We start from the raw sequence: 25,054 nt of genomic DNA, 5'->3' as shown, positions 1-25,054 counted from the left end.
CCTTTCGTTTGTCGGTTTGCCCCTCGTGGTCGTCGCGCCGAAATGCACCTTTTCGACGTTGACGAGACCCCTCGGAGGGCCCGCGTGTCCGTTTTCACCCGCCTTGTTGAAGAGCTGGGCCGGCTCTTGGAGCCCGCACTGGCCGAGTCCGCGACCGCTGCCGCGATCGTGCTGTTCACCGTGCTCGTACGGCTCGCCCTGCATCCGCTGAACCGGGCCGCGTTCCGCGGTGCGACGCCGGTGGCCGGCTTGCTGCCCGTGTTGCTCCAGCTGCCGGTGTTCTTCCTGATGTACCAGGCCTTCTCCTCGTCCGGCGAACTGCTGGACCACCGGCTGTTCGCCGCGCCGCTCGGGGCCCGGTGGAGCGATGCCCTCGGGGCGGGCGGCTTCCTCGGGGCACAGGGGCTGGTGTTCCTGGGGCTGTTCGCCGCCATCGCGGCGGTCGCCGCGTGGAGCGCCGTACGGGGACGGCGGGCCGCCGCCGAGGCGCCCGTCCCGGTCGCGGCCGCCAAGGTGAGCGCCGAGCAGCAGGAGGCGATGCGCAAGCTGGGCGGCGTACTGCCGCTGCTGTCGTTCGGGACGCTGATCACGGCGGCCGTGGTGCCGCTGGCGGCGGGGCTGTACCTGGTGACCACCACCGCGTGGTCCGTGGCCGAGCGGGCCTGGCTCCAGCACCGCAAGCGTTCCAGTCTGTGAACAGGGTCTTGCGGATTGGCCGGGCATCTTGGAGGATCAACCAATTCTCCGATGGCCGCAACCCATCGGCAGGCCCGGGCTCGCCCATGGGCCGACCACCCACGACCACGGGAGAATGCCCATGAAGCTGCTGCGTGTCGGACCGGTCGGGGCAGAGCGCCCCGCGCTGCTCGACCAGGACGGGTCCCTGCGCGACCTGTCCGGCCTGATCACGGATGTGGACGGCGCCCTGCTCGCCGACGACTCCGTGCTGTCCCGGGTGCGGGACGCGGCGGAGTCCGGCGAGCTTCCGGTCCTGGACGCGGAAGGCCTGCGGATCGGTGCGCCGGTCGGCCGGATCGGCAAGATCGTGGGCATCGGGCTGAACTACTTCGGGCACGCCGCCGAGATCGGCGCCGAGCCGCCGGCCGAGCCCATCCTCTTCCTCAAGGCCGCGGACACCGTGGTCGGCCCGGACGACACCGTGCTGATCCCGCGCGGCAGTGTGAAGACCGACTGGGAGGCCGAGCTCGGCGTCGTCATCGGCGCCACCGCCCGCTACCTGTCCTCCGCCGCGGAGGGCCTGGCCCACGTGGGCGGATACACGCTGGTCAACGACGTATCGGAGCGCGAGTTCCAGATCGAGCGCGGCGGCACCTGGGACAAGGGAAAGAACTGCGAGACGTTCACCCCGTTGGGCCCCTGGCTGGTCACCGCCGACGAGGTCGCGGACCCGCAGGACCTGGACGTGAAGCTGTGGGTCAACGGCGCGCTCAAGCAGGACGGCAACACCGCCGACCAGATCTTCCCGGTCGGCGAGATCGTCCGCTACCTGAGCCAGTTCATGACGCTGTACCCGGGCGATGTCATCGTCAGCGGCACCCCGGCGGGCGTGGCGATGGGCCAGCCGGAGCCGAAGCCGTACCTGCGGGCCGGTGACGTCGTGGAGCTGGAGATCGCGGGCCTCGGGCGCCAGCGCCAGGAGTTCAAGGGCGCGTAGTCGTCACGCGTTCACGCGTTGACGCGTTACGTGTACGGGGGCGGGGCCGCCATCTGCGGTCCCGCCCCTTGCGTTTCCAGTTCCGTGCGCGTGTGTACGAGGCGCAGGTCAGCCCTTCGTGGACGCGCGGCGGCGGCGACGGTTGGCGAAGACCAGGCCGGCGCCCGCGCCGAGCGCGGCGGCGCCGCCGCCCGCGATCAGGGCGGTCTGGGTGCCCGTGTTCGCGAGCGCGCCGCCGGAACCGCCCGCCGTGGTCGTCGTGTGGGTGTTGGCGGCCGACTTCGTTCCGGTGGTCCCGGCGGTGGTCCCGGTTCCCGTTCCGGTCTGCTGGGTGCCGGTGCCGGTGCCGGTGCCGGTGCCGTCCTTGCCGGTCTGCGCGTCGGCCGCGGCCTTGTCCTTGTCGCGGGCCGTGAACTGTCCGGTCTTCAGGAACTCGGCGCGGTCCGCCGGGGTGCCGTTGATCGCGATGATCGCGGCCTTCTTCAGCTCCGGGCCGGCCTTGTTCAGCATCGCCCAGATCAGGACCATGTTGTCGTCGTCGCGCAGCTCGTGCTGCGTGGTCGTCACGAAGGTGCGCAGCTCCGCCGGGGTCGGGTTGCCCTTCAGGAGGTTGACGATGCCCTCCTTCAGGCCCGGGCCGGCCCCGTCGAGCATCGCGAACAGCGCCACCCGGTCGTCCACCGCCCGGATCTTGTGCTGCCCCGTCGCGACGAACTCGCGGACCTCCTCCGGCGTCCCGCTGTCCATCAGCCGGTTGACCGCCTCGGTGATGCCGCGGCCCGCGCCGGCGAGCATCCGCAGCATCTCGACCCTGTCGTCCTCGAAGCGGGCCGTGTGCTGCCCGTGCCCCAGGAACTCGGTCAGCGCGGCCTGGGTGTCCGTCTTCAGCGCGGCCTTGCCGGCCTTCTGTACGGCCCGGCCACCCGCGTTGATGATCTGCGAGACCCGTACCCGGTCGTCGGTGAACTGCTCCCGGGCCCACTCCACCTCAAGGAACTTCCGCAGGTCCGCGGCCGATCCCTTGAGTGCCTTCTCGGCCGCCTCGCGTACGCCCGGCCCGCTCGCCGGATCCGCCAGGATGGCCTGGACGGCGGCCCGGTCCTTCGCGGCCTGGGGGTCCTCGGCCGGCTTCTCCGCCTTCTTGTCCGCTTCCTTGTCCGTCCCCTTGTCCGCAGGCTTGCCCGTCGGCTCGTCCGCGGCCTGGTCCGGCACGGTCGGTGCGGCCGGCGCCGGGGTGTCGGCGGCGAAGGCCGGAGACGCGAGCAGGACGGCCGGGGCTATCGCGGCGGCGGCGACGGCCGATGCGATCCGGGGCAGCTTCACAGACAGGTTCCGTTCTTCACGCGTGTGATGATCTACAACCTGTGCAGGATAGATCGCATTCGACCCTCAAACTGTCCATTTTCAGGACATGGCGGCACTCAGCTCGACGGTCACCCCGTCCCGGGACGAGATCCGCGCCGCCTCCAGCACCGCCAGGCACTGCGCCGCCTCGTGCGCGGTGACCGGCGCCGGGCCGCCCTCGCGCAGAGCCGCCTCCACCGCCGCGTAGTACGCCGGGTAGTCCCCCGGTACGGTCGGCACCGGGGCTCCGCCGCCGGTCAGCGGGGACTCGCCGGAGCCCACCCGGCCCCACAGGTGCTCGGGCTCCTCGCCCCACGGGGTGTCTCCGACGCCCGGCCGGTGCCCCTCGCGCAGGGCCGCCTCCTGCGGGTCGAGCCCGTACTTCACGTAGCCCGCCCGGGAGCCCAGGACGCGGAAGCGCGGACCCAGCTGCGCGGTGGTCGCGCTGACGTAGAAGTGGGAGCGGACCCCGTTCGCGTGCGTGACGGCGATGAAGGTGTCGTCGTCCGCCTCGGCGCCGGGCCGGCGCACGTCGGTCTCCGCGTACACGCGTACGGCCGGGCCGAACAGCACCAGCGCCTGGTCGACGACGTGGCTGCCGAGGTCGTACAGCAGGCCGCCGATCTCCTCCGGGGCGCCGGACTCGCGCCAGCCGCCCTTGAGCTGCGGGCGCCAGCGCTCGAAACGGGACTCGAAGCGCTGGATCTCGCCGAGTTCGCCGTCGGCGATGAGGCGGCGCAGGGTGAGGAAGTCGTTGTCCCAGCGACGGTTCTGGAACACGGACAGGAACGTGCCGGTCTTGTCGGCGAGGGCGGCGAGCTCGCGGGCCTCGGCGGCGGTGGCGGCGAGCGGCTTGTCCACGACGACCGGGATGCCGGCGCCCAGCGCGGCCTCCGCGAGCGGGACGTGGGTCTTGTTGGGGGAGGCGATGACGACCAGGTCGAGGGCGGGGGAGAGGTCCCAGAGCTCCTGCGCCGTGCCGACGATCCGGACGCCGGGGTATGCCTCGCGCGCCTGGGCCTGCCGGCCGGGGTCGGAGGTGACGACCGTGTCGAGGACGAGCCCTTCGGTGGCCGAGACGAGCGGCGCGTGGAAGACGGAGCCGGCGAGTCCGTAACCGATGAGACCGACGCGGAGGGGGCCGTTCGACCGCGTGGGGGAAGCGGAGGGGGAGGCGTTCATGCATCCACTTTGGCAACAGTGTTGCTTAAGTGCAAGGAGGGTGGACAATGGAGAGGTGGACTGGCGTAGCGGAAGCAACGGAAGCGGCGCGAACCTACCGGCGCTGCGAGGCCACAACGACGCGCTCGTACTCGCCCTGCTCCGCGAAGCGGGTCTTGAGGGCCTCGGCCGCACCGAGCTCGCCGCCCTCATGCGCCTCACCCCGCAGGCCGTCAGCAAGATCACGGGACGGCTGCGTGCGGAGGGACTCGTCGCCGAAGCCGGCCGTGGCGCGTCCACCGGGGGCAAGCCGCGGACGCTGCTCCAGCTGGCCGCCGGCGCCCGGCATGCCGTCGGGGTGCACGCCGACCGCGACGAGCTGCGGGCGGTACGGGTGGACATGCTGGGCACGGTCATCGAGCGGGTCCGCGGCCCCCTGGACTTCGCGGCCGGACCGGATGCCGTCGCGGACGAGGTCGTACGAGCCGTGGACCGGCTGTGCGGGGACGCGGGCGCAAGGTCCCTGCTCGGCGTGGGCGTCGCCGCGCCAGGACCGCTCGACTGGCGGGCCGGCGTACTGGGCCGGGTGACGGGATACCCCGAGTGGGAGGGGTTCCCGCTGCGGCAGGCGGTGGCGGACCGGCTCGGGCCCGACGCCCCGCCGGTACTGCTGGACAAGGACACCAACGCGGGGGTCGCGGTCCCCGGCCGCCGGGCCGTCGGAACCTCCGTGTACCTGCACCTCAGCACCGGCCTGGGGGCCGGGCTCCGGCTCCGCGGCGAGGTCTTCCGCGGGGAACGTTCCGCGGCGGGGGAGTTCGGGCACCAGGTTCTGATGCTGGACGGTCCGCCCTGCCGGTGCGGAGGCCGCGGGTGCGCGGAGGTGCTGTGCCTGGACGCGGTGGCCCGCGGGGACCTCCAGGAGGCGGCTCGGATCCTGGGCGAGGGCGCCGCGAACGTGGTCGCGCTCCTGGACGTGGACCGGGTGTGGCTGGGGGGACGCGTGGTGGACTCCGCACCGGAGGTCTTCACGACGGGCGTCCGCCGCGTCCTGGAGGCGCGCACCCTGGGCGGCCCGGTTCCGGAGGTCGCCGCGTCCGAGGACGGTGTCGCCGAGGGCGCGGCGGAACTGGCGCTGGCCCCGCTCTTCGGGCGCGTGGGGTGAGGCTCCGCCTGGCGGCGCGCCGTGTTGGGGGGCCGGCCACCGGAGCTCTGCGCCTTGCTTGGCGGTCGGGTCGGCTTCGGCCGGGGCCGCCGGGGGTGGGGCGGGGTGGTCGGGGCCGGCGGGGCCGCTGCGCGGGGCTTTCTCCCCGCCCCGCCCTTTCTCCGTTTCCCGGGGGCTCCGCCCCCGGACCCCCGCGCCTCAAACGCCGGCGGGGCTGGATTTGGCCCCGCGCCTCAAACGCCGGCGGGGCTGGATGGGTCCGCGCCCGCCGGGGGTGTGGTGGGGGGCGTGACAAGCTGGGGTGGTGAGAGAGATTGTCGATCGGGCTTGTCAGGCCGCGCTCTACAGCCAGGACGATGCCGGGTTGGATGCCGGGGCGTCCGTGCTCGTCGGGGACGGCGGGCAGTGGGGTGGGGTCGGGCGGGAGTTGCTGGGGCGCGGGGAGGCGTACGTACGGCAGGCCTGGGAGCGGGGGTGGCAGCCCGTCGATGTGCTCCGGCTCGTGCGGCGGGACCTCGGCGACCGGCATGTGCGGATCACCGGCGACCTGATCGCCGCCGAGGCGCGGCGGTACGCCCGGCTGCCCGAGCGGTGGACCGACGCCGAGGTGTGGTGGGTCGAGGACGGGGAGTACGGGGAACGGCTCGTGGGGCGGGAGAAGACCGATCGGTTCAGCCTCGCCACCGCCCTGCTCGAGGTGTTCCGGCTGCTGATCCGGCTGCCCTCCATCGAGCCGGTCGGACCGCTGCCGGGGGATCCGGCCGCCGATGCCTTGGAGCACGCGCACATCGAGCCCCGCATGCTCGGGCGCATCCGGGCTCTGCTCGCCAAGGCCGAGGCGACCACGTTCCCGGAGGAGGCGGAGGCGCTCAGCGCCAAGGCGCAGGAGCTGATGGCCCGGCACACCGTCGACGAGGCCGTGCTCGCGGCGAGCGGCAAGGGGCCCGCCCAGGTGCCGGCGGCCTGCCGGATCGGCGTCGAGTCCCCTTATGAGGAGGCGAAGGCGGTACTGCTGGATGCCGTTGCCACCGCCAACCGGTGTCGGGCCGTGTGGAACAGCGCCTTCGAGTTCTCCACCGTGGTGGGGTTCGAGAGCGATCTGGAGGCCGTCGAGCTGCTCTATACCTCCCTGCTCGTGCAGGGCACGGCCGCCATGACCCGTGCCGAGGCCGCGCAGCGCTCCGGCGGGCGCAAGCGGACCAAGACGTTCCGGCAGTCCTTCCTGCTCGCGTACGCCAGCCGGCTCGGCCAGCGCCTCGCCGAGACCGCCGAGCACGCCGCGGCCGAGGCTCCCGACAACCTGCCCGCCCTGGTGGCCCGCGACGTCGCCGTCACCTCCCGGGCCGACGAGATGTTCCCCCGTACGACCACCACCCGGCTGCGCGGGGCCACCGACCACGCGGGCTGGGAGGACGGCACGGCCGCCGCCGACCGGGCGCACATGGGGGGCAAGCGGCCGCCACTGCCGCGCTAGGGGCGATCGCTCTCGCCGCGCAGGGCCTGGGTCTCCGACTTCAGGATGCGCATCGACCGGCCCACGGAGCGGGCCATGTCGGGCAGCTTCTTCGAGCCGAAGACCAGCACGCAGACCACGAGGAGCAGGATCAGGTGCCAGGGCTCGAGGGCATTGCGGAGCATGCGCGTTCCCCCTACGGGTGACGGGAATTCCGGTGCGGTTCCGACCATCGAACAGGGCCGCACGCGTACGGACAAATCTGAAGAAGGTCTGAAGGGCGGTCGGTGCCCGGCCCTGGTCGGAGCTTGATCCAGGCTTTATAAGGGTCTGATTCGCCCCTGATCCACCCGAGTTCTTCCCTGACAGTGATCAGGGGAGCACCCTCCGCGTGCACGTGCATCTGCCCATGCATGCGCTTATGAACACAGCTATGATCCGGTGCAGTTGACATCTGCACTATCGGGGGCTTCCTGTGGACCACGCGTACAACGGGATGGCAGCTGCAGAACTCGACGGAGTGACCTGGCAGAAGAGCAGACACAGCAACTCGCAAGGTTCCTGTGTGGAGTTCGCCAAGCTGCCGGGTGGCGCTGTCGCCGTGCGCAACTCGCGCTTCCCGGACGGGCCGGCGCTCGTCTACACGCCGGCCGAGATAGAGGCGCTGCTGCTGGGCGTCAAGGACGGCGAGTTCGACCACCTGATCGCCTGATCGGCCCGTGGGACGGCCGGAGGAACGGCGCGCTGATCAAGCCATGCACGTGCACTGGCCGGGACTGATCGCAATGATCAACCCCGGCCAGTTTTCGTCATATGTCGGTCCGATGGGCGTCAGGTCCCGCTCGCGCCCCGGGTCCCCGCCGCCTACTCGTGCAGCATGAACAGCGCCCAGACGACCTTGCCGGTCAGCCGGCCCGCGAGCGGGTGCCAGCCCCAGCTGTCGCTGTAGGCGTCCACGAGGAACAGCCCGCGCCCCGACTCCAGGTCGCAGTTCTCCTGCGTGCGCTCCGGTGCGAACGACCCGCCCGGCCGGTCCTCGCTGGGGTCCCGTACCGCGCACACCAGCCGGGTGCTCCACCGCATCAGGTGCAGTCGTACCGTCGGCTCCGGATCGCCCGAGCCCGAGCCCGAGCCGCATCCCGACCCCGACCCCGACCCCGATCCCGAGCCGCCGCCGACCCCCGCGTCCTCCGGCAGGGCATGGCGCAGCGCGTTCGTGACGAGTTCGGAGACCACCAGGGCCACGTCGTCGAAGCGCTCGTCGAGACCCCACTGCGACAAGGTCGACCGGGTGAACGAACGGGCGCCCCGCACCGCCTCGAAGCGGGCGGGCAGAGCGCAGGAGGCGGACCCGGAGACAGCCGTGGGGTCGACCGGGGGCAGCCCCTGCCGTAACGGCTCGAGCATGGTCGATCCATTCGTCCCCATGCGAGGCACTCCCGGGATTCGCGGGCGGAGCGGCGCGCTCCGTCCAGAAAGAACTGCGGGGTGGGTCCGGCGCCGGCGCGAAAGAGCACGCAGGTGCGCGGCACCATCGTTCCGAATGCAGAAGCTGGATGCAAGGGCAGATGCACGTGCACGCGCCGGACCTGTCCACTCCCGTGATGGTTCTTGCTCATTTCTTCCTACGCATACTTACGGACTTCTTTTCCGGCAGGCGGGATTCCGTTACAGAACGAGTACGGACCGATGCGTTTTGGTGGCAGACTGCGGGGCCTGGGGTGCGGGGGCCCCGGCGACGCACATCACGCGCAGACCACGCGTACACATGGCGATGGGGAGGGCAGGACTAGTGACCGCAGAAGCAAGCGGTTCTGTGGTGCGCCGCATCCTCCTGGGCTCTCAGCTCAGGCGACTCCGAGAATCCCGCGGCATCACCCGTGAGGCGGCCGGCTACTCGATCCGCGCATCCGAATCGAAGATCAGCCGCTTGGAGTTGGGAAGGGTGAGCTTCAAGGCAAGGGACGTGGAGGACCTCCTCACGCTCTACGGAGTCACGGACGGCGCGGAGCGGGAGTCCCTGCTGGGGCTCGTCCGCGAGGCCAACGCGGCCGGCTGGTGGCACAGCTACGGCGACGTGCTGCCCGGGTGGTTCCAGACGTACATCGGCCTGGAGGGCGCGGCCTCGCTCATCCGGATCTACGAAGTCCAGTTCGTCCACGGCCTGTTGCAGACCGAGGCCTACGCCACGGCCGTCGTCAGCCGCGGCATGCCCGGCGCCACGAAGGCCGAGATCGACCGCCGCGTCGCGCTGCGCCTGGAGCGCCAGAAGGTGCTCGTCTCCGAGAGCGCACCCGTCTTCCACGCCGTCCTCGACGAGGCCGCGCTGCGCCGCCCGTACGGCGACCGCGACGTCATGCGCGGACAGCTGGAGCACCTCATCGAGGTCTCCCAGCGGCCCAACGTGCAGCTCCAGGTCATGCCGTTCTCCTTCGGCGGCCACGCGGGCGAGAGCGGAGCCTTCACCCTGCTGCGCTTCCCGGAGTCAGACCTCCAGGACATCGTCTATCTGGAACAGCTCACCAGTGCCCTCTACCTGGACAAAGACGAGGAAGTGGCGCAGTACGAAAGGGCGATGGAGCGGCTGCAGGCCGACTGCCCCGACCCCGACCGGACGCGGGATCTTCTCCGCGGCCTGCTCCAACTGTCTTGATTCGCACGTAGTATGACGTCTGATCAGTGCATGATGACCGATCGGTCTCCGGTGCAGCGCACGGGTGCGCGCTCGCAGTAAGGGATGGCATGTCCATATTCGACGACCTGGCTCACCAGTACATCGACGGCGAATGGCTGGCCGGCACCGGTTCGTGGGACATCATCGACGTCAACCCGTACAACGGGGAGAAGCTCGCGGCCATCACCGTGGCCACCGTCGAGCAGGTGGACCGGGCCTACCGCGGCGCCGAGCGCGCCCAGAGAGAGTGGGCCGCCACCAGCCCGTACGCCAGACGCGCCGTCCTGGAACGCGCCCTGCGCATCACCGAGGAGCGCGAGAAGGAGATCATCGAGGCGATGATCGACGAGCTCGGCGGGACCCGTCCCAAGGCCGAGTACGAGGTCCACCTCGCCAAGGAGTTCATCCGCGAGTCGATCCAGCTGGCCATCCGCCCCGAGGGCCGGATCCTCGCCTCGCCGGTCGACGGCAAGGAGAACCGGGTCCAGCGCCTCCCGGTCGGCGTCGTCACCGTGATCAGCCCCTTCAACTTCCCGTTCCTGGTCACCCTGAAGTCGGTCGCCCCGGCCCTGGCGCTGGGCAACGCGGTGGTGATCAAGCCGAACCAGAACGCACCCGTGGTCGGCGGCGGGGTCATCGCCAAGGTCTTCGAGGACGCGGGCCTGCCCGCCGGACTCCTCAACGTGCTGGTCACGGACATCGCCGAGATAGGCGACGCGCTCCTGACCCACCCCGTCCCGAAGGTCATCTCCTTCGCCGGCTCCGACCGGGTCGGCCGGCACGTGGGCTCCGTCGCCGCCCGCCACTTCAAGCGGACGGTCCTGGAGCTGAGCGGCAACAGCGCCCTCGTCGTCCTCGACGACGCCGACCTCGACTACGCGGTGGACGCGGCCGTCTTCAGCCGCTTCGTCTACCAGGGCCAGGTCTGCATGGCCGCCAACCGGATCCTCGTGGACGCCTCGATCGCCGAGGAGTTCACCGAGAAGTTCACCACCCGCGTGCGGGGCCTGAAGACCGGCGACCCCCACGAGGCCGACACCCACATCGGCCCGCTGATCAACTCCTTCCAGGCCGACGCGCTGACCGCGCTCGTGGACCAGGCCGTCGAATCCGGGGCGCAGGCCCTCGTCCGCGGATCTACGCGCGGCAACCTGGTCGAGCCGACCGTGCTGGCCGGCCTCCCCGAGGACTCCCCGCTGCTCGGCCAGGAGATCTTCGGCCCGGTGGCGCTGCTGGTGGTCTTCGACGGCGAGGACGAGGCCGTACGGCTGACCAACGCGACCCCGTACGGGCTGAGCGGCGCCGTCCACACGCGGGACGTGGAGCGCGGCGTGCGGTTCGCGCAGCGGATCGAGACCGGGATGATCCACGTCAACGACTCGACGATCGGGGACGATCCGCTCGCCGCGTTCGGCGGGGAGAAGGCCTCGGGGCTGGGTCGGCTGAACGGCGAGGCCACGATCGAGGCCTTCACCACCCAGAAGTGGATCTCGGTGCAGCACGGCCGCACCACTTTCCCCTTCTGATCAGGCGCTGATCCGGCGCTGATCCGGCTCCGATGCCGCCGCGATACGGGCCTGATGCCGGCCCGGTACCGCTCTGATCCCGCCCCGATCCCGCCCTGATCCACTTCCGGCCTCGTTTCGCGTTCCGGGCTCGCTCTAGACTCGGGCGAGTCAGCGGCGGGCAGCGTTCCGGGGGAGACCTGAGTTGAGCAACATTCCGGAGACGGGGCGCACGCCCCGGGTCCAGAACCGCCTGGTCGTCATACAGGTGGTCGTCTTCTCCCTGCTGCTCACGCTGGGCGGGCGGCTCTGGTACCTCCAGGTGCGCAACGGCCAGGAGTACACGGACGAGGCGAAGAACAACCACACCCAGCAGGTCGTCCAGCCCGCCGTGCGCGGCTCGATCCTGGACTCCCGCGGGGTGCCCCTCGCCGACAACGAGACGCGCATGGTCGTCTCCGCCAGCCGCACCGACCTCACCAAGATGAAGGACAAGGGCAAGGACGTCCTGACCCGGCTCGCCGGCGTCCTGGGCCTCAACCCGGACGACGTGGTCAACAGCGTCCGGCTGTGCGACGCCAAGACGCCCAAGCCGTGCTGGAACGGCTCCCCGTACCAGCCGATCCCCGTCACCGACGAGGCGACGACGGACCAGGTGCTGGAGATAAGGGAGCACGCCGAGCAGTTCCCCGGCATCACCGCCGAGCCGACCGCCCTGCGCCGCTACGCCGGCCCGGACGGGGCCAACACCTCGCAGGTGCTCGGCTACCTCTCGCCCGTCACCGACGCGGAGATCACCAAGGCGAGGAAGACCGACTCCCCGTACCTGCGCTCCGACCAGGTGGGCCGCTCCGGCCTGGAGCGCACGTACGACAAGGAGCTGCGCGGCAAGGCGGGCATCACCCGCTACGAGGTGGACAACCTCGGGCGGGTCATCGGACAGGCGCAGGCCGACAAGCCGACGCCCGGCTCCAACGTCGTCACCTCGATCGACTCGCGCGTGCAGGCGGTCGCCGAGCGCGAGCTGAACAACGCGATGCTCGAAGCCCGCAAGACGTACGACAAGATCACGCACAAGAACTACGAGGCCGACTCGGGCGCGGTCGTCGTCATGGAGGCCAAGACCGGCCGGATCGTCGCGATGGCCTCCAACCCGACGTACGACCCGAACGCGTGGGTCGGCGGCATCTCCGCCAAGGACTACGCGTCCCTCACCGACAAGGACTCCAACTACCCGCTGCTCAACCGGGCGATCCAGGGCCAGGCGGCCCCCGGCTCGATCTTCAAGGTCGTCTCCTCGACCGCCGCGGTGAACGCCGGGTACCCCTTCAACGGGCGGTACGGCTGCCCCAGCTCGTACTCGGTCGGCAGCCAGACCTTCACCAACTTCGAGTCGCAGGGCTACGGCGACATCACCATCGGCCGGGCCCTCGAAGTCTCCTGCGACACCGTCTACTACGGCATCGCGGACAAGGAGTGGAAGAAGGACGGCGGGATCAACCCCAAGAAGGACCCGAGCGACTGGTTCTACAAGACGGCCCACGAGTTCGGTCTGGGCAAGGCGACCGGCGTCGACCTGCCGAACGAGGTGAACGGCCGGGTCCCCGACCGCCAGTGGAAGAAGGACTTCTTCGAGGCGAACAAGGCCGCCTGGTGCCGGGACGGCAAGAAGGACGGCTCGTACGCCGAGAAGATCGCGTACGAGAACTGCCGCCAGGGCAACCAGCTGCGCGAGGGCGACGCGATCAACTACTCGATCGGCCAGGGCGACACCCTCGTCACCCCGATCCAGATGGCGTCGATCTACGCGGGCATCGCCAACGGCGGCATGATGCACCAGCCGAGCATCGGCAAGGCGGTCGTCAGCGCCGACGGCACCTCGGTCAAGGAGATCGCGCCGAAGGAGCAGGGCCGGCTGCCGATGGACGAGGAGCTGCGCGACGACATAGACGGCGCGCTCGCGTCGGTGGCCACCACGGGCAGCGCGGCCTGGCGGTTCGGCGGCTGGCCGCAGAAGCAGATCCCGATGCACGCGAAGACCGGTACGGCGGAGGTCCAGGGCAAGCAGACCACCTCCTGGTTCGCCTCGTACACCGAGGACTACGCGATCGTGATGACGATCTCCCAGGGCGGTACGGGCTCCGGGGCGTCCGGGCCGGCGGTCCGCAAGATCTACGAGTCGATGTACGGGCTCGACGAGAAGGGCAACCAGGACCTGTCGAAGGCCCTGCTCCCGAAGCCGCAGACGCAGCTCCCGGCAATCCGCCCGGAAGGCGCGGCACAGTGAGGTTCATCGAGTCCATTGAGTCCATTGAGTCCAATGAGGACAGGATCTGACCGCATGCCTCCGTAACGTGGTTCTTGTCAGCAGGAGCAGGCAAGAACCACGGAAAAGGCGGTTGGTCATGGCTCACATCTCCGAAGAGGTCCCGGGCGACGAGCGCGGCACGCTCCTCCTCTTCGTCGAATCCCAGCGCACGGCGATCCGCGAATCGCTGGCCGGACTGACCGAGGAGCAGGCGGCGAGCCGGCCCAGCGCCAGCGAGCTGTCGCTGTCCGGGCTGGTCAAGCACGTCGCCGGGGTCGAGCTGACCTGGCTGCGCCTGGCGCAGGGGCGGGCGGGCGAGACCGAGCAGAACCCCGAGGCCTGGGCCGACGCCTTCCGGCTGGTCGGGGACGAGACCATTGAGTCCGTCCAGGCCTTCTGGGACGGGGTCACCGCCGAGCTGGCGGCCTTCGTACGGGACCTGCCGAGCCTGGACGAGACCTTCCCGCTGCCTCCGGCGCCCTGGTTCCCCGAGAACACCAAGGTGTCGATGCGCTGGATGCTGCTGCACCTGGTGGAGGAATTCGCGCGGCACGCGGGCCACGCGGACGTCGTCCGGGAGTCCCTGGACGGCACCAAGGCGATGGGATAGCCGCAGCGCCCCCCGCGGCGGACCGGCTCGGGGGAGGACTTGCACCTCACGCGGCGTGAGGACCCAGAGTGAACGGCGTACCGACCAGAGGAGCGGAAACCATGGGCTACTCCGTGGGACAGGTCGCCGGATTCGCCGGAGTGACGGTGCGCACCCTGCACCACTACGACGAGATCGGCCTGCTCTCCCCGAGCACCCGCAGCACCGCGGGTCACCGGCGTTACGACGACGCCGACCTCGACCGGCTGCAGCGGATCCTGTTCTACCGGGAGCTCGGCTTCCCGCTCGAAGAGGTCGCGGTCCTGCTGGACGATCCGGACTCGAACCCGAGGGAGCACCTGCGCCGGCAGCACGCCCTCCTGTCCGACCGGATCGCCCGGCTCCAGCAGATGGCCGAGGCCGTTGAGCACGCCATGGAGGCAGAGAGAATGGGCATCAACCTCACGCCGGAGGAGAAGTTCGAGGTCTTCGGGGACTTCGACCCCGACCAGTACGCCGACGAGGCGCACCAGCGCTGGGGGAACACGGACGCGTACAAGGAGTCCGCGCGCCGGACGGCCTCGTACACGAAGGAGGACTGGAAGCGCTTCCAGGACGAGGCGGACGAGATCAACCGGCGGTTCGCCGCGCTGCTGGACTCGGGTGCGGCCGCGGACTCCGAGGAGGCCATGGACGTGGCCGAGGAGCACCGCGGCTGGATCGACCGCAACAGCTACACCTGCTCGCACGAGATGCACACGTGCCTGGGTGAGATGTACGTCGCGGACGAGCGCTTCACGGCCTACTACGACAAGGTCCGGCCCGGCCTGGCGGTCTTCGTACGGGACGCGATCCTCGCGAACGCCGTCCGCAGCGTCTAGCCGGGCACCGCTCGGACCGTCGGATGTTCCCCACATGGCCCCCTCCCGGTACCTGGAACCGGGAGGGGGTCCTGTGCGTTGATAATTGAAACCGCCGTCTTGTCCGGCGCACCCGCGGACGCCCGCCGCGACACCCCCCGATCCAGGAGAGCCCGGAACTCGTGTACACGCTTGCGCTCGCCCCTGAGTGGCTGTCCCCGGACTATCTGATCTCGCACTTCGGTCTGATAGGCATCCTGGTCATCGTCTTCGCGGAGTCGGGGCTGTTCGCCTTCCTGCCGGGAGACTCGCTCCTCTTCACGGCGGGCCTGCTGGTCGCCAACGGCGAGTACATCAAGCAGCCGCTGTGGCTGGTCTGCACCCTGATCTCCGCTGCCGCGATCATCGGTGACCAGGTCGGATACATGATCGGCAAGTTCTTCGGGCCCAAGCTCTTCAACCGGCCGAAGTCCAAGCTCTTCAAGCGGGAGAACCTGGAGAAGGCGCACGAATTCATGGACAAGCACGGCCCGAAGGCCATCGTGCTCGCCCGTTTCGTGCCGATCGTCCGTACGTTCGCCCCGATGGTCGCGGGCGCCGGCTCGATGAAGTACCGGACCTTCCTGACGTACAACGTCATCGGTGGCATCGCATGGGGCGCGGGCCTGACGGTCGCGGGCTACTGGCTCGGCCAGATCGCCTTCATCAAGAACAACGTCGAGGCGATCCTCGTCCTGATCGTCCTCCTCTCGCTCATCCCGGTGATCTTCGAGGTGCTGAAGGCCCGCAAGGAGGCGAAGGCGAAGGGCGGCGAGGCGGCCCCGGCCGCCGGTGAGCGCCGCCGCCACGCCAAGCGCTGATACCGCCGGCCCGGCCGGTCCACAGCCGTACGTACGCCCCGGAGAGCCGTTGCCAGGCCTCCGGGGCGTACGCGTACCGGCAGGCGCGCGCGGGGCCCTCAGAACCCGCGGGTCCGCTTCGCCGCGCGCCGCTTGGCGGCGCTCGCGGCCCCCGGGATCCGCATGAACAGCCGCGAGGTCTCCGACCCCAGGTTGACCCCGATCGCGATGGCCAGCGCGATGGCGGCGGCGTTCACCAGCGAGCCGAGGCCCTCGTTCAGCCGGTTCTCGGCGATCAGCAGCAGCCCGTAGTACGTCGCCGAGCCCGGCAGCAGCGGGCCGATGGCCGCCGTCGTGTACGGCAGGGCCGAGGCGAATCGGTAACGCGAGAAGAGCTGGCCGAAGAGGCCGACCAGCCCGGCGGCGATGGCCGTGGAGGGCACGGGCGGGATGCCGCCCGCGTAGTGCAGGGCCCCGAAGGTCACCCAGGCGACCCCGCCGTTCAGCGTCACGATCCACACGGTGGAGCGTTCCTGCTGGAGCAGGATCGCGAACGTGAACACCAGCACCATCGAGGCCGCGATCTGGATCAGCGGCCGCTGGGTGATCTGGAGGACCTCCTCCGGCTTCGGCGAGGGACCCAGCTGGAGCCCGAGGTACAGCACGACCAGCACGCCCATGATGATGCCGATGAAGAGGTACATGACCTCCAGCAGCCGGGCGGAGGCGGTGATGTAGAAGCCGGTCAGGCCGTCCTGCACGGCCGCGACCAGGGCCCGCCCGGGCAGCAGCGCGAACAGCCCGCCGGTGATCACCGCGGAAGCGCGTACGTCGATCTCGGCCAGCTTCAGCGCCACGCCCATGGCGGCGGGCGGCATCGCGGCGACCACGAACTGGTAGAACTCGGGCAGCCCGCGCCCGGCGCACAGCCAGGCCAGCCGGTCTCCGAGCATCGCCCCGATCGCGGCGGCGAAGAAGACGAGCACGCCGCCGCCGACCAGGGTGGAGGCCGCCCCGGCGAGCAGCCCGGCGGCGCCCGTCAGGACCCAGGAGGGGTACGGGTGCCGGTTGCGGCGGATCTCGGCGAGGCGCCGGTACGCCTCCTCCAGCGTGAGCTCGAACTCGTGCGCGCTGATGTCGTCCACCAGCTGGTAGACGGCGGCCAGCCGGGTGTAGTCGGTGCCGCGGCGGCGTACGGTCCGGCTCGCCGAGACGGGGTCGTCCACGAGCGAGGGCTGGTGGGTGATCGACAGCAGGGTGAAGGTGACCGTGGGCTCGCAGCGGTCCAGCCCGTACGAGCGGGCCACCGCGAACATCGCGGCCTCCACGTCCTCGGCCCCCTCGCCGCCCGCCAGCAGCAGCTCGCCGATGCGCAGGGTGAGGTCGAGTACGCGGCCCACGGCGGGCCCGGCCTCGGCGTGCTTCTGCACGGCCTCCGGGACGGGCCGTACGTCGACCGGCATGCGCAGCATGGTGCGCATGCGGTCCTGCCAGGGGGATTCCTTCATCAGGGAGACGGGGAACCCGGCGCCGGGGGTGTAGGCGGGCGGGGAGTGCTGGGCGCTGTACGTGGCCGGGGGCGCGAAAGCGGAGCCTTCGGGCTCGGGCTCGGCGGCCGGTTCGGGAACCCCCTGCGGCACGGCGAACTCCGAGGTCGGCTGGTCCTCGTCGACCGGTTCCGGCTCGATTCCGGCGGGCGGAGCGAAGGCGCTGCGCGCCTCGTCGGATTTCGGCTTCCGGTCCTCCGTGCCCCCGGATCCCTCGCCCTCCGCCACACGTCCTCCAGTCCCCGACCAGCCCGGGTATCAGTATGCGGAACCGTTTCGTCCTCGGCGAAACCGGACGACGAACGGGCGGCACCCCCTCGGTGAAGGGGTACCGCCCGTTCTTGTCATTCAGGGGCTGAGCGGACTCAGTGGTGGCCGCCCTGGGCCTCGAGGCGCTTGAAGGAGGCCTCGATCTCGGCCTCGGCCTCGGCGCGGCCGACCCAGTTCGCGCCCTCGACCGACTTGCCCGGCTCCAGGTCCTTGTAGACCTCGAAGAAGTGCTGGATCTCGAGGCGGTCGAACTCCGACACGTGGTGGATGTCGCGCAGGTGCTCCACGCGCGGGTCCGAGGCCGGCACGCAGAGCAGCTTGGCGTCGCCGCCCGCCTCGTCGGTCATGTTGAACATGCCGATCGCGCGGCACTTGATCAGGCAGCCCGGGAAGGTCGGCTCGTCCAGGATGACCAGCGCGTCCAGCGGGTCGCCGTCCTCGCCGAGGGTGTTCTCGACGAAGCCGTAGTCCGCCGGGTAGCTGGTGGAGGTGAAGAGGCGACGGTCCAGACGGATCCGGCCGGTCTCGTGGTCCACCTCGTACTTGTTCCGCGAACCCTTGGGGATCTCGATGGTGACGTCGAACTCCACGTCCTGCTCCTCCATGCGTTGACTGATAGGGCGTCCGGCCCAGCCCTGCCGGGTGGGGTGCCATGCTCGCGGCAAGACGCAGTGGTTAAGTGTCCCTCACGCACATGTGTGATCGCGAAAGGGGCTGGTCCGAGGTGCCATTGGTCAAGACGTGGCAGCTCATCGCCGTATCGGCCGTCGCCGGCCTCGCCCTGTCGGTGGCCGCGGTGGCCGCCGCCGGTCCTTGGGACTCCGGCCAGCGTAAGGCCGAGCGGGACAGGGCCGCCTCCCGGGGCCTTACGGGTGGCGCAGATCACGGCGGTGACCGCGGCGCCGGGCTGCTGCCGCAGGCCGCGCCCAGCGCCCCCGGGGTGCTCCCCGGGATCGGCCCGGGCAGCGCGCGCACGGCGGGCAGCGGGGTCGCGGCCGCGGATTCCGGGCGGCTCGCCGAGGCGCTGCGGCCGCTGCTGGCCGACCCCGCGCTCGGGAGCCTCCGTACGGCCTCGGTCATCGACACCGCCACCGGCCGGGTGCTCTTCGAGTCCGGGGCGCGCGAGGCCATGACCCCCGCCTCCACCACCAAGATCGCCACCGCGGTGGCGGCGCTCACCGCGCTCGGCCCCGAGCACCGGATCCGGACCACCGTGGCCCCCGGGGCCGGCCCCGGGGAGATCGTCCTGGTCGGCGGCGGAGACCCCTCCCTCACCGCGAAGAAGAAGAGCCCCGCCGGGTCCGGCGGCAGCCTCGTCGCCCTCGCCGCCGACACCGCCCAGGCCCTCAAGGCCGCCGGCACCGACTCCGTGCGCCTCGGCTACGACGACACCCTCTTCACCGGCCCCGCCCGCCACCCCATCGGCGAGAACCCCAACATCGCGCCGGTCACCGCCCTGGCGGCCGACGAGGGCCGCGTCGACGACTCCACCTCCGGTCCCGTCGACCGGGTCGAGGACCCCGCCAAGGAGACCGCGCGCTCCTTCGCGGCCCTGCTGGGGGACCGCGGCATCAAGGTCACCGCCGCCCCCGCCAGGGCCAAGGCGCCCGCCGGGGCCCAGCCGCTCGCCACCACCCTCTCCACCCCGCTCGCCGGGCTCGTCGAGCGGATGCTGACCAACAGCGACAACGACATCGCCGAGGTCCTCGCCCGCCAGACCGCCCTCGCCTCCGGACAGCCCGCCAGCTTCGAGGGCGCCGAGAAGGCCGTCACCGACCGGCTCGCCGCCCTCGGCGTGGACCTGGCCGGCTCCCGCTTCGCCGACGGCAGCGGCCTGGGCCGTGCCGACAAGATCAGCACCGGGCTGCTCACCGGACTCCTGGCCAAGGCCGCCGACCCGCAGCGGCCGGAGCTGCGGCCCGTGCTCACCGGACTGCCCGTCGCCGGATTCACCGGGACCCTGCGCAGCCGCAACGCCGGCAGCTCCCCGGCGGCCGGCCTGGTCCGGGCCAAGACGGGCACCCTGAGCGGCGTGAACTCCCTCGCCGGGACCGTCGTCGACTCCTCCGGGCGACTGCTGGCCTTCGCGTTCCTGACCGCGAACACCCCCGACGCCGGGGCCGCCGAGAAGGGCCTCGACAAGCTCGCCGCCGCCGTCGCCCGCACTTCGTAGCGCATGCGCAGCGCATCCGAGGGGCTCCGCCGCGGCGCCGGTCCACGTACCGTTGACGCATGACGAGCATCGGTGGTGCCGAGATGGTCGACTGGAATCTCGCGGTGGCGACCGCGACCCGGCTGGTGCGGCCGGGTCCCGAGGTCAGCCGCGACGAGGCCCGCGCCGTGGTGGCGGAGCTGCGCGGGCATGCGAAGACCTCCGAACGCCACGTCCGCGAGTTCACCCGGATGATCCCCGAGGGGGCCGCCGTCCCCGACACCCCCGTCCTCGTCGTCGACCGGGCCGGCTGGGTCAAGGCCAACGTGGCCGGCTTCCGCGAGCTCCTCGCCCCGCTGCTCGGCAAGATGCAGGACCGCCGCGCCGGAGCCCCCGGCGGCGCCGTCCTCGGCGCGGTCGGCGGCAAGGTCACCGGCGTCGAGCTGGGCATGCTGCTCAGCTTCCTGGCCTCCCGCGTGCTCGGCCAGTACGAGACCTTCGCCCCGGCCGGGCGCGACCTGCCCGGCTCGGCCGCGGGCGGCGGCCGGCTGCTGCTCGTCGCCCCCAACATCGTCCACGTCGAGCGCGAGCTGGACGTGCGCCCGCACGACTTCCGGCTGTGGGTCTGCCTGCACGAGGAGACGCACCGTACGCAGTTCACGGCCGTCCCCTGGCTCCGCGACCACCTGGAGGGCGAGATCCAGACGTTCCTCGGCGCCACCGAGGTGGACCCGGCGACCGTCCTGGAGCGGCTGCGCGAGGCCGCCCAGTCCTTCGCCGGCGCCCGCCCCGACTCCGAGCAGGGCGACGAGGGCCGCTCCCTGGTCGAGCTCGTCCAGACCCCCGAGCAGCGCGAGGTGCTCGCCCGCCTGACCGCCGTCATGTCCCTGCTGGAGGGCCACGCCGACTACGTCATGGACGGCGTCGGCCCCGCCGTGGTGCCCTCGGTCGCCGAGATCCGCGAGAAGTTCCAGCAGCGCCGGGCCAGCGGAGCCGGGCGCCTCGACGCCGCGCTGCGCAAGCTGCTGGGGCTCGACGCCAAGCTGCGCCAGTACCGCGACGGGGAGCGCTTCGTACGCGCCGTCGTCGGCCAGGTCGGCATGGACGGCTTCAACCGGGTCTGGACCTCGCCGAACACACTGCCGACGAAGGCGGAGATCGCCAAGCCCGCGGACTGGGTCGCGCGGGTGCACCGCAAGGGCGAATAGAAGCAAAGGGGAGTGACTCAGGGGGCGTAAACATGTCTCACTGGGGGAAGCAGCGTCACCCGTCCGAGGGACCGTGAGGCGTGGAAGGGCGTGCGATGCTCAGGGAACGGCTCGGTTCTGTCACCATCGACGCACTCTGAGTGACAACCCTCGTCTCGCGGGGGCTCCCAGCGGGGGGCTCCTCACGGGAGCCGGGGCACCGGGCAGCGTCGAACAGCACCGAACAGCACCGAACAGCAGCCGTTCCAGCACCACACCCCCAGCCTTCGAGGCATCCGAACTCCACCGAAGGGCACCGGACATGGGTCCCCATCCTGCGGTCGCGGCGATACGCCTGGCGGTCCGCCGCGTACTCCACGACGTCCTCACCGACCTCACCGACCGTCCCGCCGGCCACTCCCCGATCCCGTCCGGGGGGACCCCCGCCGCGACGGCCGGCACCTTGCCACTCGTACTCGTCGCCTGCTCCGGCGGCGCCGACTCCATGGCCCTCGCCTCCGCCCTGGCCTTCGAGGCGCCCAAGCTGGGCATCCGGGCCGGCGGCATCACCGTCGACCACGGCCTCCAGGCCGGCTCCGACCTGCGCGCCGCCGAGGTCGTCACCCGCATGACCGCGCTCCGCCTCGACCCGGTGGAGTCCGTCTCCGTGCGCGTCGGCCGTGACGGCGGACCCGAGGCCGCCGCCCGCGACGCCCGCTACGCCGCCCTGGACGAGGCCGCGGACCGCCTGGGCGCCGCCGCCGTGCTGCTCGGCCACACCCGGGACGATCAAGCCGAAACCGTCCTGCTGGGCCTCGCCCGCGGCTCCGGCATCCGCTCGCTGTCCGGCATGCCGGAGGTCTCGGGGGGTCCCGGCGGCCCGGGCCGCAGCCACCGCTACCGCCGCCCCTTCCTCCAGATCGACCGGCAGACCGCCCGCAAGGCCTGCATGGTCCAGTCCCTGCCGGTCTGGGACGACCCGCACAACATCGACCCCGCCTACACCCGCTCCCGGCTCCGCCACGAGGGACTGCCCGCCCTCGAGAAGGCGCTGGGCAAGGGAGTGGTCGAGGCGCTGGCCCGCACCGCCCAGCTGTCCCGCGACGACGCCGACGCACTGGACTCCTGGGCCGCCGATGCCGAGGCCGGCGTACGGGACGAGGACGGCCGGCTGGAGTGCGCCAAGCTGTACGCCCTGCCCCCGGCCGTCCGCCGCCGCGTGCTGCGCAGGGCCGTGGTCGCGGCCGGTTCCCCCGCGGGCTCCCTCTTCGCCCGCCACATCGAGGAAGTGGACCGGCTCATCACCGGATGGCGCGGCCAGGGCGCCATCAACCTGCCCGGCCGGGTCGAGGCCCAGCGGCAGGGTGGCAGACTTGTCATCCGGCAGGGCTGATTGGTGCTGAAACACGGCTGAGTCCTCCGGGGGCACCCCCGGAGCCCCGGCCGCAAACGAAAGTGATGCGGGTGGACGAGAAGGACATGGGCAGCGACCTCCAGTCGGTGCTCATCACCAAGGAAGAGATCGACGCGAAGCTGGCCGAGCTGGCCGCGAAGATCGACGCGGAGTACGCGGGCAAGGACCTGCTCATCGTCGGCGTCCTCAAGGGCGCGGTGATGGTGATGGCGGACCTGGCGCGTGCCTTGTCCACCCCGCTCACCATGGACTGGATGGCGGTGTCCTCGTACGGCGCCGGGACCCAGTCCTCGGGTGTGGTCCGGATCCTCAAGGACCTGGACACCGACATCAAGGACAAGCACGTCCTGATCGTCGAGGACATCATCGACTCGGGCCTGACCCTGTCCTGGCTGCTGTCGAACCTCGGCTCGCGCCAGCCGGCCTCGCTGGAGGTCGTCACGCTGCTGCGCAAGCCCGACGCCGCGAAGGTCGCGATCGACGTGAAGTGGGTCGGCTTCGACATCCCGAACGAGTTCGTCGTCGGCTACGGCCTCGACTACGCGGAGAAGTACCGCAACCTGCCGTTCGTCGGCACCCTCGCCCCGCACGTCTACGGCGGCTGACGCCCCGGACGGGACCGGGCCCCGGACGGGGCCCGCTCAGGGGAACCCTGGAACGATTCCTGCCGTTGGAGCAGGGGAAAGCAGTTCTGTCAGCCGTCCCACGAGGCCGCGGGTGACAATACAGGGGTACATTCCGAAGAACAGTCTTTACTCACAGCAGCATTTACCTACGGGCAGGAGGGACGGGGCGCCTGGCGCCCCGTATGGATGGACGTGAAGCGATACTTCCGTGGGCCGGTCATGTGGATCGTGCTGGCCGTCCTCGCCGTGGTCGTGTTGATGAACGTCGTCGGCTCCGGCGGCGGCTACAAGTCGGTGGAGACCAGCGAGGTCATCAAGGCGATCAACAGTGGCCAGGTGGAGAGCGCCAAGCTCACCACCGGTGACAGCCAGATGATCAAGATCGAGCTGAAGAAGGACCAGAAGCTCGGCGACAACGACGGCACCAAGTTCCAGGCCAACTACATCGGGGACCAGGGCGTCCAGCTCGCCCAGAACCTCCAGACCAAGTTCGAAGCCGGTCAGATCCCGGACGGGTACACCGTCTCTCCGGACAAGACCAGCCCGTTCCTCAGCGTGCTGCTCTCCCTGCTGCCCTTCGTCCTCATCGTCCTCGTCTTCCTGTTCCTGATGAATCAGATGCAGGGCGGCGGCTCCCGGGTGATGAACTTCGGGAAGTCCAAGGCCAAGCTCATCACCAAGGACACCCCGAAGACGACGTTCGCCGACGTCGCGGGCTCGGACGAGGCCGTCGAGGAACTCCACGAGATCAAGGAGTTCCTGCAGGAGCCGGCGAAGTTCCAGGCCGTCGGGGCCAAGATCCCCAAGGGCGTGCTGCTGTACGGCCCGCCCGGCACCGGCAAGACCCTGCTGGCGCGCGCCGTCGCGGGCGAGGCCGGCGTCCCGTTCTACTCGATCTCCGGTTCCGACTTCGTCGAGATGTTCGTCGGCGTCGGCGCCTCGCGTGTCCGCGACCTGTTCGAGCAGGCCAAGGCCAACGCCCCGGCGATCGTCTTCGTCGACGAGATCGACGCCGTCGGCCGGCACCGCGGTGCGGGCCTCGGCGGCGGCCACGACGAGCGCGAGCAGACGCTGAACCAGCTGCTCGTCGAGATGGACGGCTTCGACGTGAAGGGCGGCGTCATCCTGATCGCCGCCACGAACCGCCCGGACATCCTCGACCCGGCGCTGCTGCGCCCGGGCCGCTTCGACCGGCAGATCGCGGTCGACCGTCCGGACATGCAGGGCCGTCTGGAGATCCTCAAGGTCCACCAGAAGGGCAAGCCGGTCGCTCCGGACGTCGACCTCTCGGCCGTCGCCCGCCGCACCCCCGGCTTCACCGGTGCCGATCTGTCCAACGTCCTGAACGAGGCGGCGCTGCTCACCGCCCGCTCGGACCGCAAGCTGATCGACAACCACATGCTGGACGAGGCGATCGACCGCGTCGTGGCGGGCCCGCAGAAGCGGACCCGGATCATGTCGGACCGGGAAAAGAAGATCACCGCGTACCACGAGGGCGGTCACGCCCTGGTCGCGGCGGCTTCCCCGAACTCCGACCCGGTCCACAAGATCACGATCCTGTCCCGCGGCCGGGCCCTGGGTTACACCATGGTCCTGCCCGACGAGGACAAGTACTCGACCACGCGCAACGAGATGCTCGACCAGCTGGCATACATGCTGGGCGGGCGCGCGGCCGAGGAGCTGGTCTTCCACGACCCGACGACCGGCGCGGCGAACGACATCGAGAAGGCCACGGCGACGGCCCGCGCGATGGTGACCCAGTACGGCATGACCGAGCGCCTCGGCGCGATCAAGTTCGGCGGCGACAACACCGAGCCGTTCCTGGGCCGCGAGATGTCGCACCCGCGGGACTACTCGGAAGAGGTCGCGGCGCTCGTCGACGAAGAGGTCAAGAAGCTCATCGAGACGGCGCACAACGAGGCCTGGGAGATCCTGGTCGAGAACCGCGACGTCCTCGACAACCTGGTCCTCGCGCTCCTCGAGAAGGAGACGCTGGGCAAGGAGGAGATCGCCGAGGTCTTCTCGACGATCGTGAAGCGCCCGGCCCGCCCGGCGTGGACCGGCTCCTCGCACCGCACCCCGTCGACCCGCCCGCCGGTGCTCTCTCCCAAGGAGCTCCAGCTGACGAACTCGGCGAACGGCACCTCGGCGGGCACGCCGGCCGTGTCCGTGGAGAAGGACCCCGCGCCGGAGGACCGCGCCGAGTAGCCCTCGGCCGGACCGTCCCGGAATGGATGCCGCGCCCCCCAGGTTCTAGCCTGGGGGGCGCGGCACTTTTGTGTGCC

At 70.9% G+C, this 25,054-nt stretch carries 22 protein-coding genes; 16 read left to right on the top strand and 6 right to left on the bottom strand.

Annotated elements, in window-relative coordinates:
* The first annotated feature begins 84 nt into the window (after positions 1–84).
* Both IF02_RS0119255 and IF02_RS0119250 read left to right on the top strand, forming a co-directional pair.
* Positions 85–696 (top strand): YidC/Oxa1 family membrane protein insertase, encoded by a 612-nt coding sequence (locus IF02_RS0119255; protein WP_037836625.1) that lies wholly within the window; start codon positions 85–87, stop codon positions 694–696.
* Positions 697–817: 121 nt separating this feature from the next.
* Entirely contained in the window at positions 818–1,675 is an 858-nt protein-coding gene (locus IF02_RS0119250; protein ID WP_030158588.1) for a fumarylacetoacetate hydrolase family protein, read from the top strand.
* 108 nt (positions 1,676–1,783) lie between these two features.
* Here the strand turns inward: IF02_RS0119250 and IF02_RS0119245 are convergent, their stop codons facing one another.
* Positions 1,784–2,998, bottom strand: a complete 1,215-nt coding sequence (locus IF02_RS0119245) for an ALF repeat-containing protein (RefSeq protein WP_030158586.1) — start codon at positions 2,996–2,998, stop codon at positions 1,784–1,786.
* 81 nt (positions 2,999–3,079) lie between these two features.
* Positions 3,080–4,201 (bottom strand): Gfo/Idh/MocA family oxidoreductase, encoded by a 1,122-nt coding sequence (locus IF02_RS0119240; protein ID WP_030158583.1) that lies wholly within the window; start codon positions 4,199–4,201, stop codon positions 3,080–3,082.
* A 55-nt stretch (positions 4,202–4,256) separates the two neighbouring features.
* On the opposite strand from IF02_RS0119240, the gene IF02_RS0119235 reads away from it, so the two are divergent.
* A complete protein-coding gene (locus IF02_RS0119235; RefSeq protein WP_030158581.1) occupies positions 4,257–5,345 on the top strand; it encodes an ROK family transcriptional regulator in 1,089 nt (362 codons plus the stop codon).
* 304 nt (positions 5,346–5,649) lie between these two features.
* Positions 5,650–6,819 (top strand): DUF2786 domain-containing protein, encoded by a 1,170-nt coding sequence (locus IF02_RS0119230; protein WP_199809248.1) that lies wholly within the window; start codon positions 5,650–5,652, stop codon positions 6,817–6,819.
* On the opposite strand, the gene tatA is transcribed toward IF02_RS0119230, so the two are convergent.
* On the bottom strand, positions 6,816–6,983 hold the full coding sequence (gene tatA / locus IF02_RS0119225) for a Sec-independent protein translocase subunit TatA (RefSeq protein WP_030158578.1): 168 nt from the start codon (positions 6,981–6,983) through the stop codon (positions 6,816–6,818). The genes IF02_RS0119230 and tatA overlap by 4 nt on opposite strands.
* Before the next feature lie 311 nt (positions 6,984–7,294).
* Between tatA and IF02_RS0119220 the strand changes: the two genes are divergently transcribed.
* The gene (locus IF02_RS0119220; RefSeq protein ID WP_051696354.1) at positions 7,295–7,510 is read left to right on the top strand and encodes a DUF397 domain-containing protein; all 216 of its coding nucleotides are present in this window, start codon (positions 7,295–7,297) and stop codon (positions 7,508–7,510) included.
* Positions 7,511–7,662: 152 nt separating this feature from the next.
* Here IF02_RS0119220 and IF02_RS0119215 read toward each other — a convergent pair whose 3' ends face one another.
* A complete protein-coding gene (locus tag IF02_RS0119215; protein WP_030158574.1) occupies positions 7,663–8,205 on the bottom strand; it encodes an ATP-binding protein in 543 nt (180 codons plus the stop codon).
* 367 nt (positions 8,206–8,572) lie between these two features.
* Here IF02_RS0119215 and IF02_RS0119210 point away from each other — a divergent pair, with 367 nt between their 5' ends.
* The 6 genes from IF02_RS0119210 to IF02_RS0119185 all read left to right on the top strand — a co-directional run bounded on the left by IF02_RS0119210 (position 8,573) and on the right by IF02_RS0119185 (position 15,594).
* On the top strand, positions 8,573–9,451 hold the full coding sequence (locus IF02_RS0119210; protein WP_051696353.1) for a helix-turn-helix domain-containing protein: 879 nt from the start codon (positions 8,573–8,575) through the stop codon (positions 9,449–9,451).
* An 89-nt stretch (positions 9,452–9,540) separates the two neighbouring features.
* Positions 9,541–10,998: an aldehyde dehydrogenase family protein gene (locus tag IF02_RS0119205; RefSeq protein WP_030158570.1), complete on the top strand. Its 1,458-nt coding sequence runs from the start codon at positions 9,541–9,543 to the stop codon at positions 10,996–10,998.
* A 184-nt stretch (positions 10,999–11,182) separates the two neighbouring features.
* Positions 11,183–13,264 carry a penicillin-binding protein 2 gene (mrdA, locus tag IF02_RS0119200; protein ID WP_078622175.1) on the top strand — a complete coding sequence of 694 codons (2,082 nt, stop codon included), beginning with the start codon at positions 11,183–11,185 and terminating at the stop codon, positions 13,262–13,264.
* Between the two features lie 118 nt (positions 13,265–13,382).
* Positions 13,383–13,895, top strand: a complete 513-nt coding sequence (locus IF02_RS0119195) for a DinB family protein (protein WP_030158566.1) — start codon at positions 13,383–13,385, stop codon at positions 13,893–13,895.
* A gap of 101 nt (positions 13,896–13,996) precedes the next feature.
* Complete coding sequence (locus tag IF02_RS0119190) at positions 13,997–14,755, top strand: MerR family transcriptional regulator (RefSeq protein ID WP_030158564.1); 759 nt, start codon at positions 13,997–13,999, stop codon at positions 14,753–14,755.
* A 161-nt stretch (positions 14,756–14,916) separates the two neighbouring features.
* Positions 14,917–15,594, top strand: coding sequence for a VTT domain-containing protein (locus tag IF02_RS0119185; protein WP_030158562.1), 678 nt, complete (start codon positions 14,917–14,919; stop codon positions 15,592–15,594).
* A gap of 98 nt (positions 15,595–15,692) precedes the next feature.
* Here the strand turns inward: IF02_RS0119185 and IF02_RS0119180 are convergent, their stop codons facing one another.
* On the bottom strand, positions 15,693–17,348 hold the full coding sequence (locus IF02_RS0119180) for a threonine/serine ThrE exporter family protein (RefSeq protein ID WP_030158560.1): 1,656 nt from the start codon (positions 17,346–17,348) through the stop codon (positions 15,693–15,695).
* 137 nt (positions 17,349–17,485) lie between these two features.
* A complete protein-coding gene (locus IF02_RS0119175; RefSeq protein ID WP_007264878.1) occupies positions 17,486–17,980 on the bottom strand; it encodes an inorganic diphosphatase in 495 nt (164 codons plus the stop codon).
* Positions 17,981–18,114: 134 nt separating this feature from the next.
* Here IF02_RS0119175 and dacB point away from each other — a divergent pair, with 134 nt between their 5' ends.
* From dacB to ftsH, 5 genes are all read left to right on the top strand, one after another.
* Positions 18,115–19,563, top strand: a complete 1,449-nt coding sequence (gene dacB / locus IF02_RS0119170) for a D-alanyl-D-alanine carboxypeptidase/D-alanyl-D-alanine-endopeptidase (RefSeq protein WP_234318254.1) — start codon at positions 18,115–18,117, stop codon at positions 19,561–19,563.
* A 59-nt stretch (positions 19,564–19,622) separates the two neighbouring features.
* On the top strand, positions 19,623–20,750 hold the full coding sequence (locus IF02_RS0119165) for a zinc-dependent metalloprotease (protein ID WP_030158554.1): 1,128 nt from the start codon (positions 19,623–19,625) through the stop codon (positions 20,748–20,750).
* A 301-nt stretch (positions 20,751–21,051) separates the two neighbouring features.
* Positions 21,052–22,122: a tRNA lysidine(34) synthetase TilS gene (gene tilS, locus IF02_RS0119160; protein ID WP_030158552.1), complete on the top strand. Its 1,071-nt coding sequence runs from the start codon at positions 21,052–21,054 to the stop codon at positions 22,120–22,122.
* 65 nt (positions 22,123–22,187) lie between these two features.
* Entirely contained in the window at positions 22,188–22,748 is a 561-nt protein-coding gene (gene hpt / locus IF02_RS0119155) for a hypoxanthine phosphoribosyltransferase (RefSeq protein WP_030158549.1), read from the top strand.
* Positions 22,749–22,955: 207 nt separating this feature from the next.
* Positions 22,956–24,977, top strand: coding sequence for an ATP-dependent zinc metalloprotease FtsH (gene ftsH, locus IF02_RS0119150; protein WP_030158548.1), 2,022 nt, complete (start codon positions 22,956–22,958; stop codon positions 24,975–24,977).
* The last annotated feature ends 77 nt before the right edge of the window (positions 24,978–25,054 follow it).

It is taken from the genome of Streptomyces sp. NRRL S-244 (assembly GCF_000717915.1).
GTDB lineage: Bacteria > Actinomycetota > Actinomycetes > Streptomycetales > Streptomycetaceae > Streptomyces.
The sequence above is the reverse complement of the archived record's forward strand: the minus strand, read 5'-3'. Positions and strand labels throughout refer to the sequence as shown.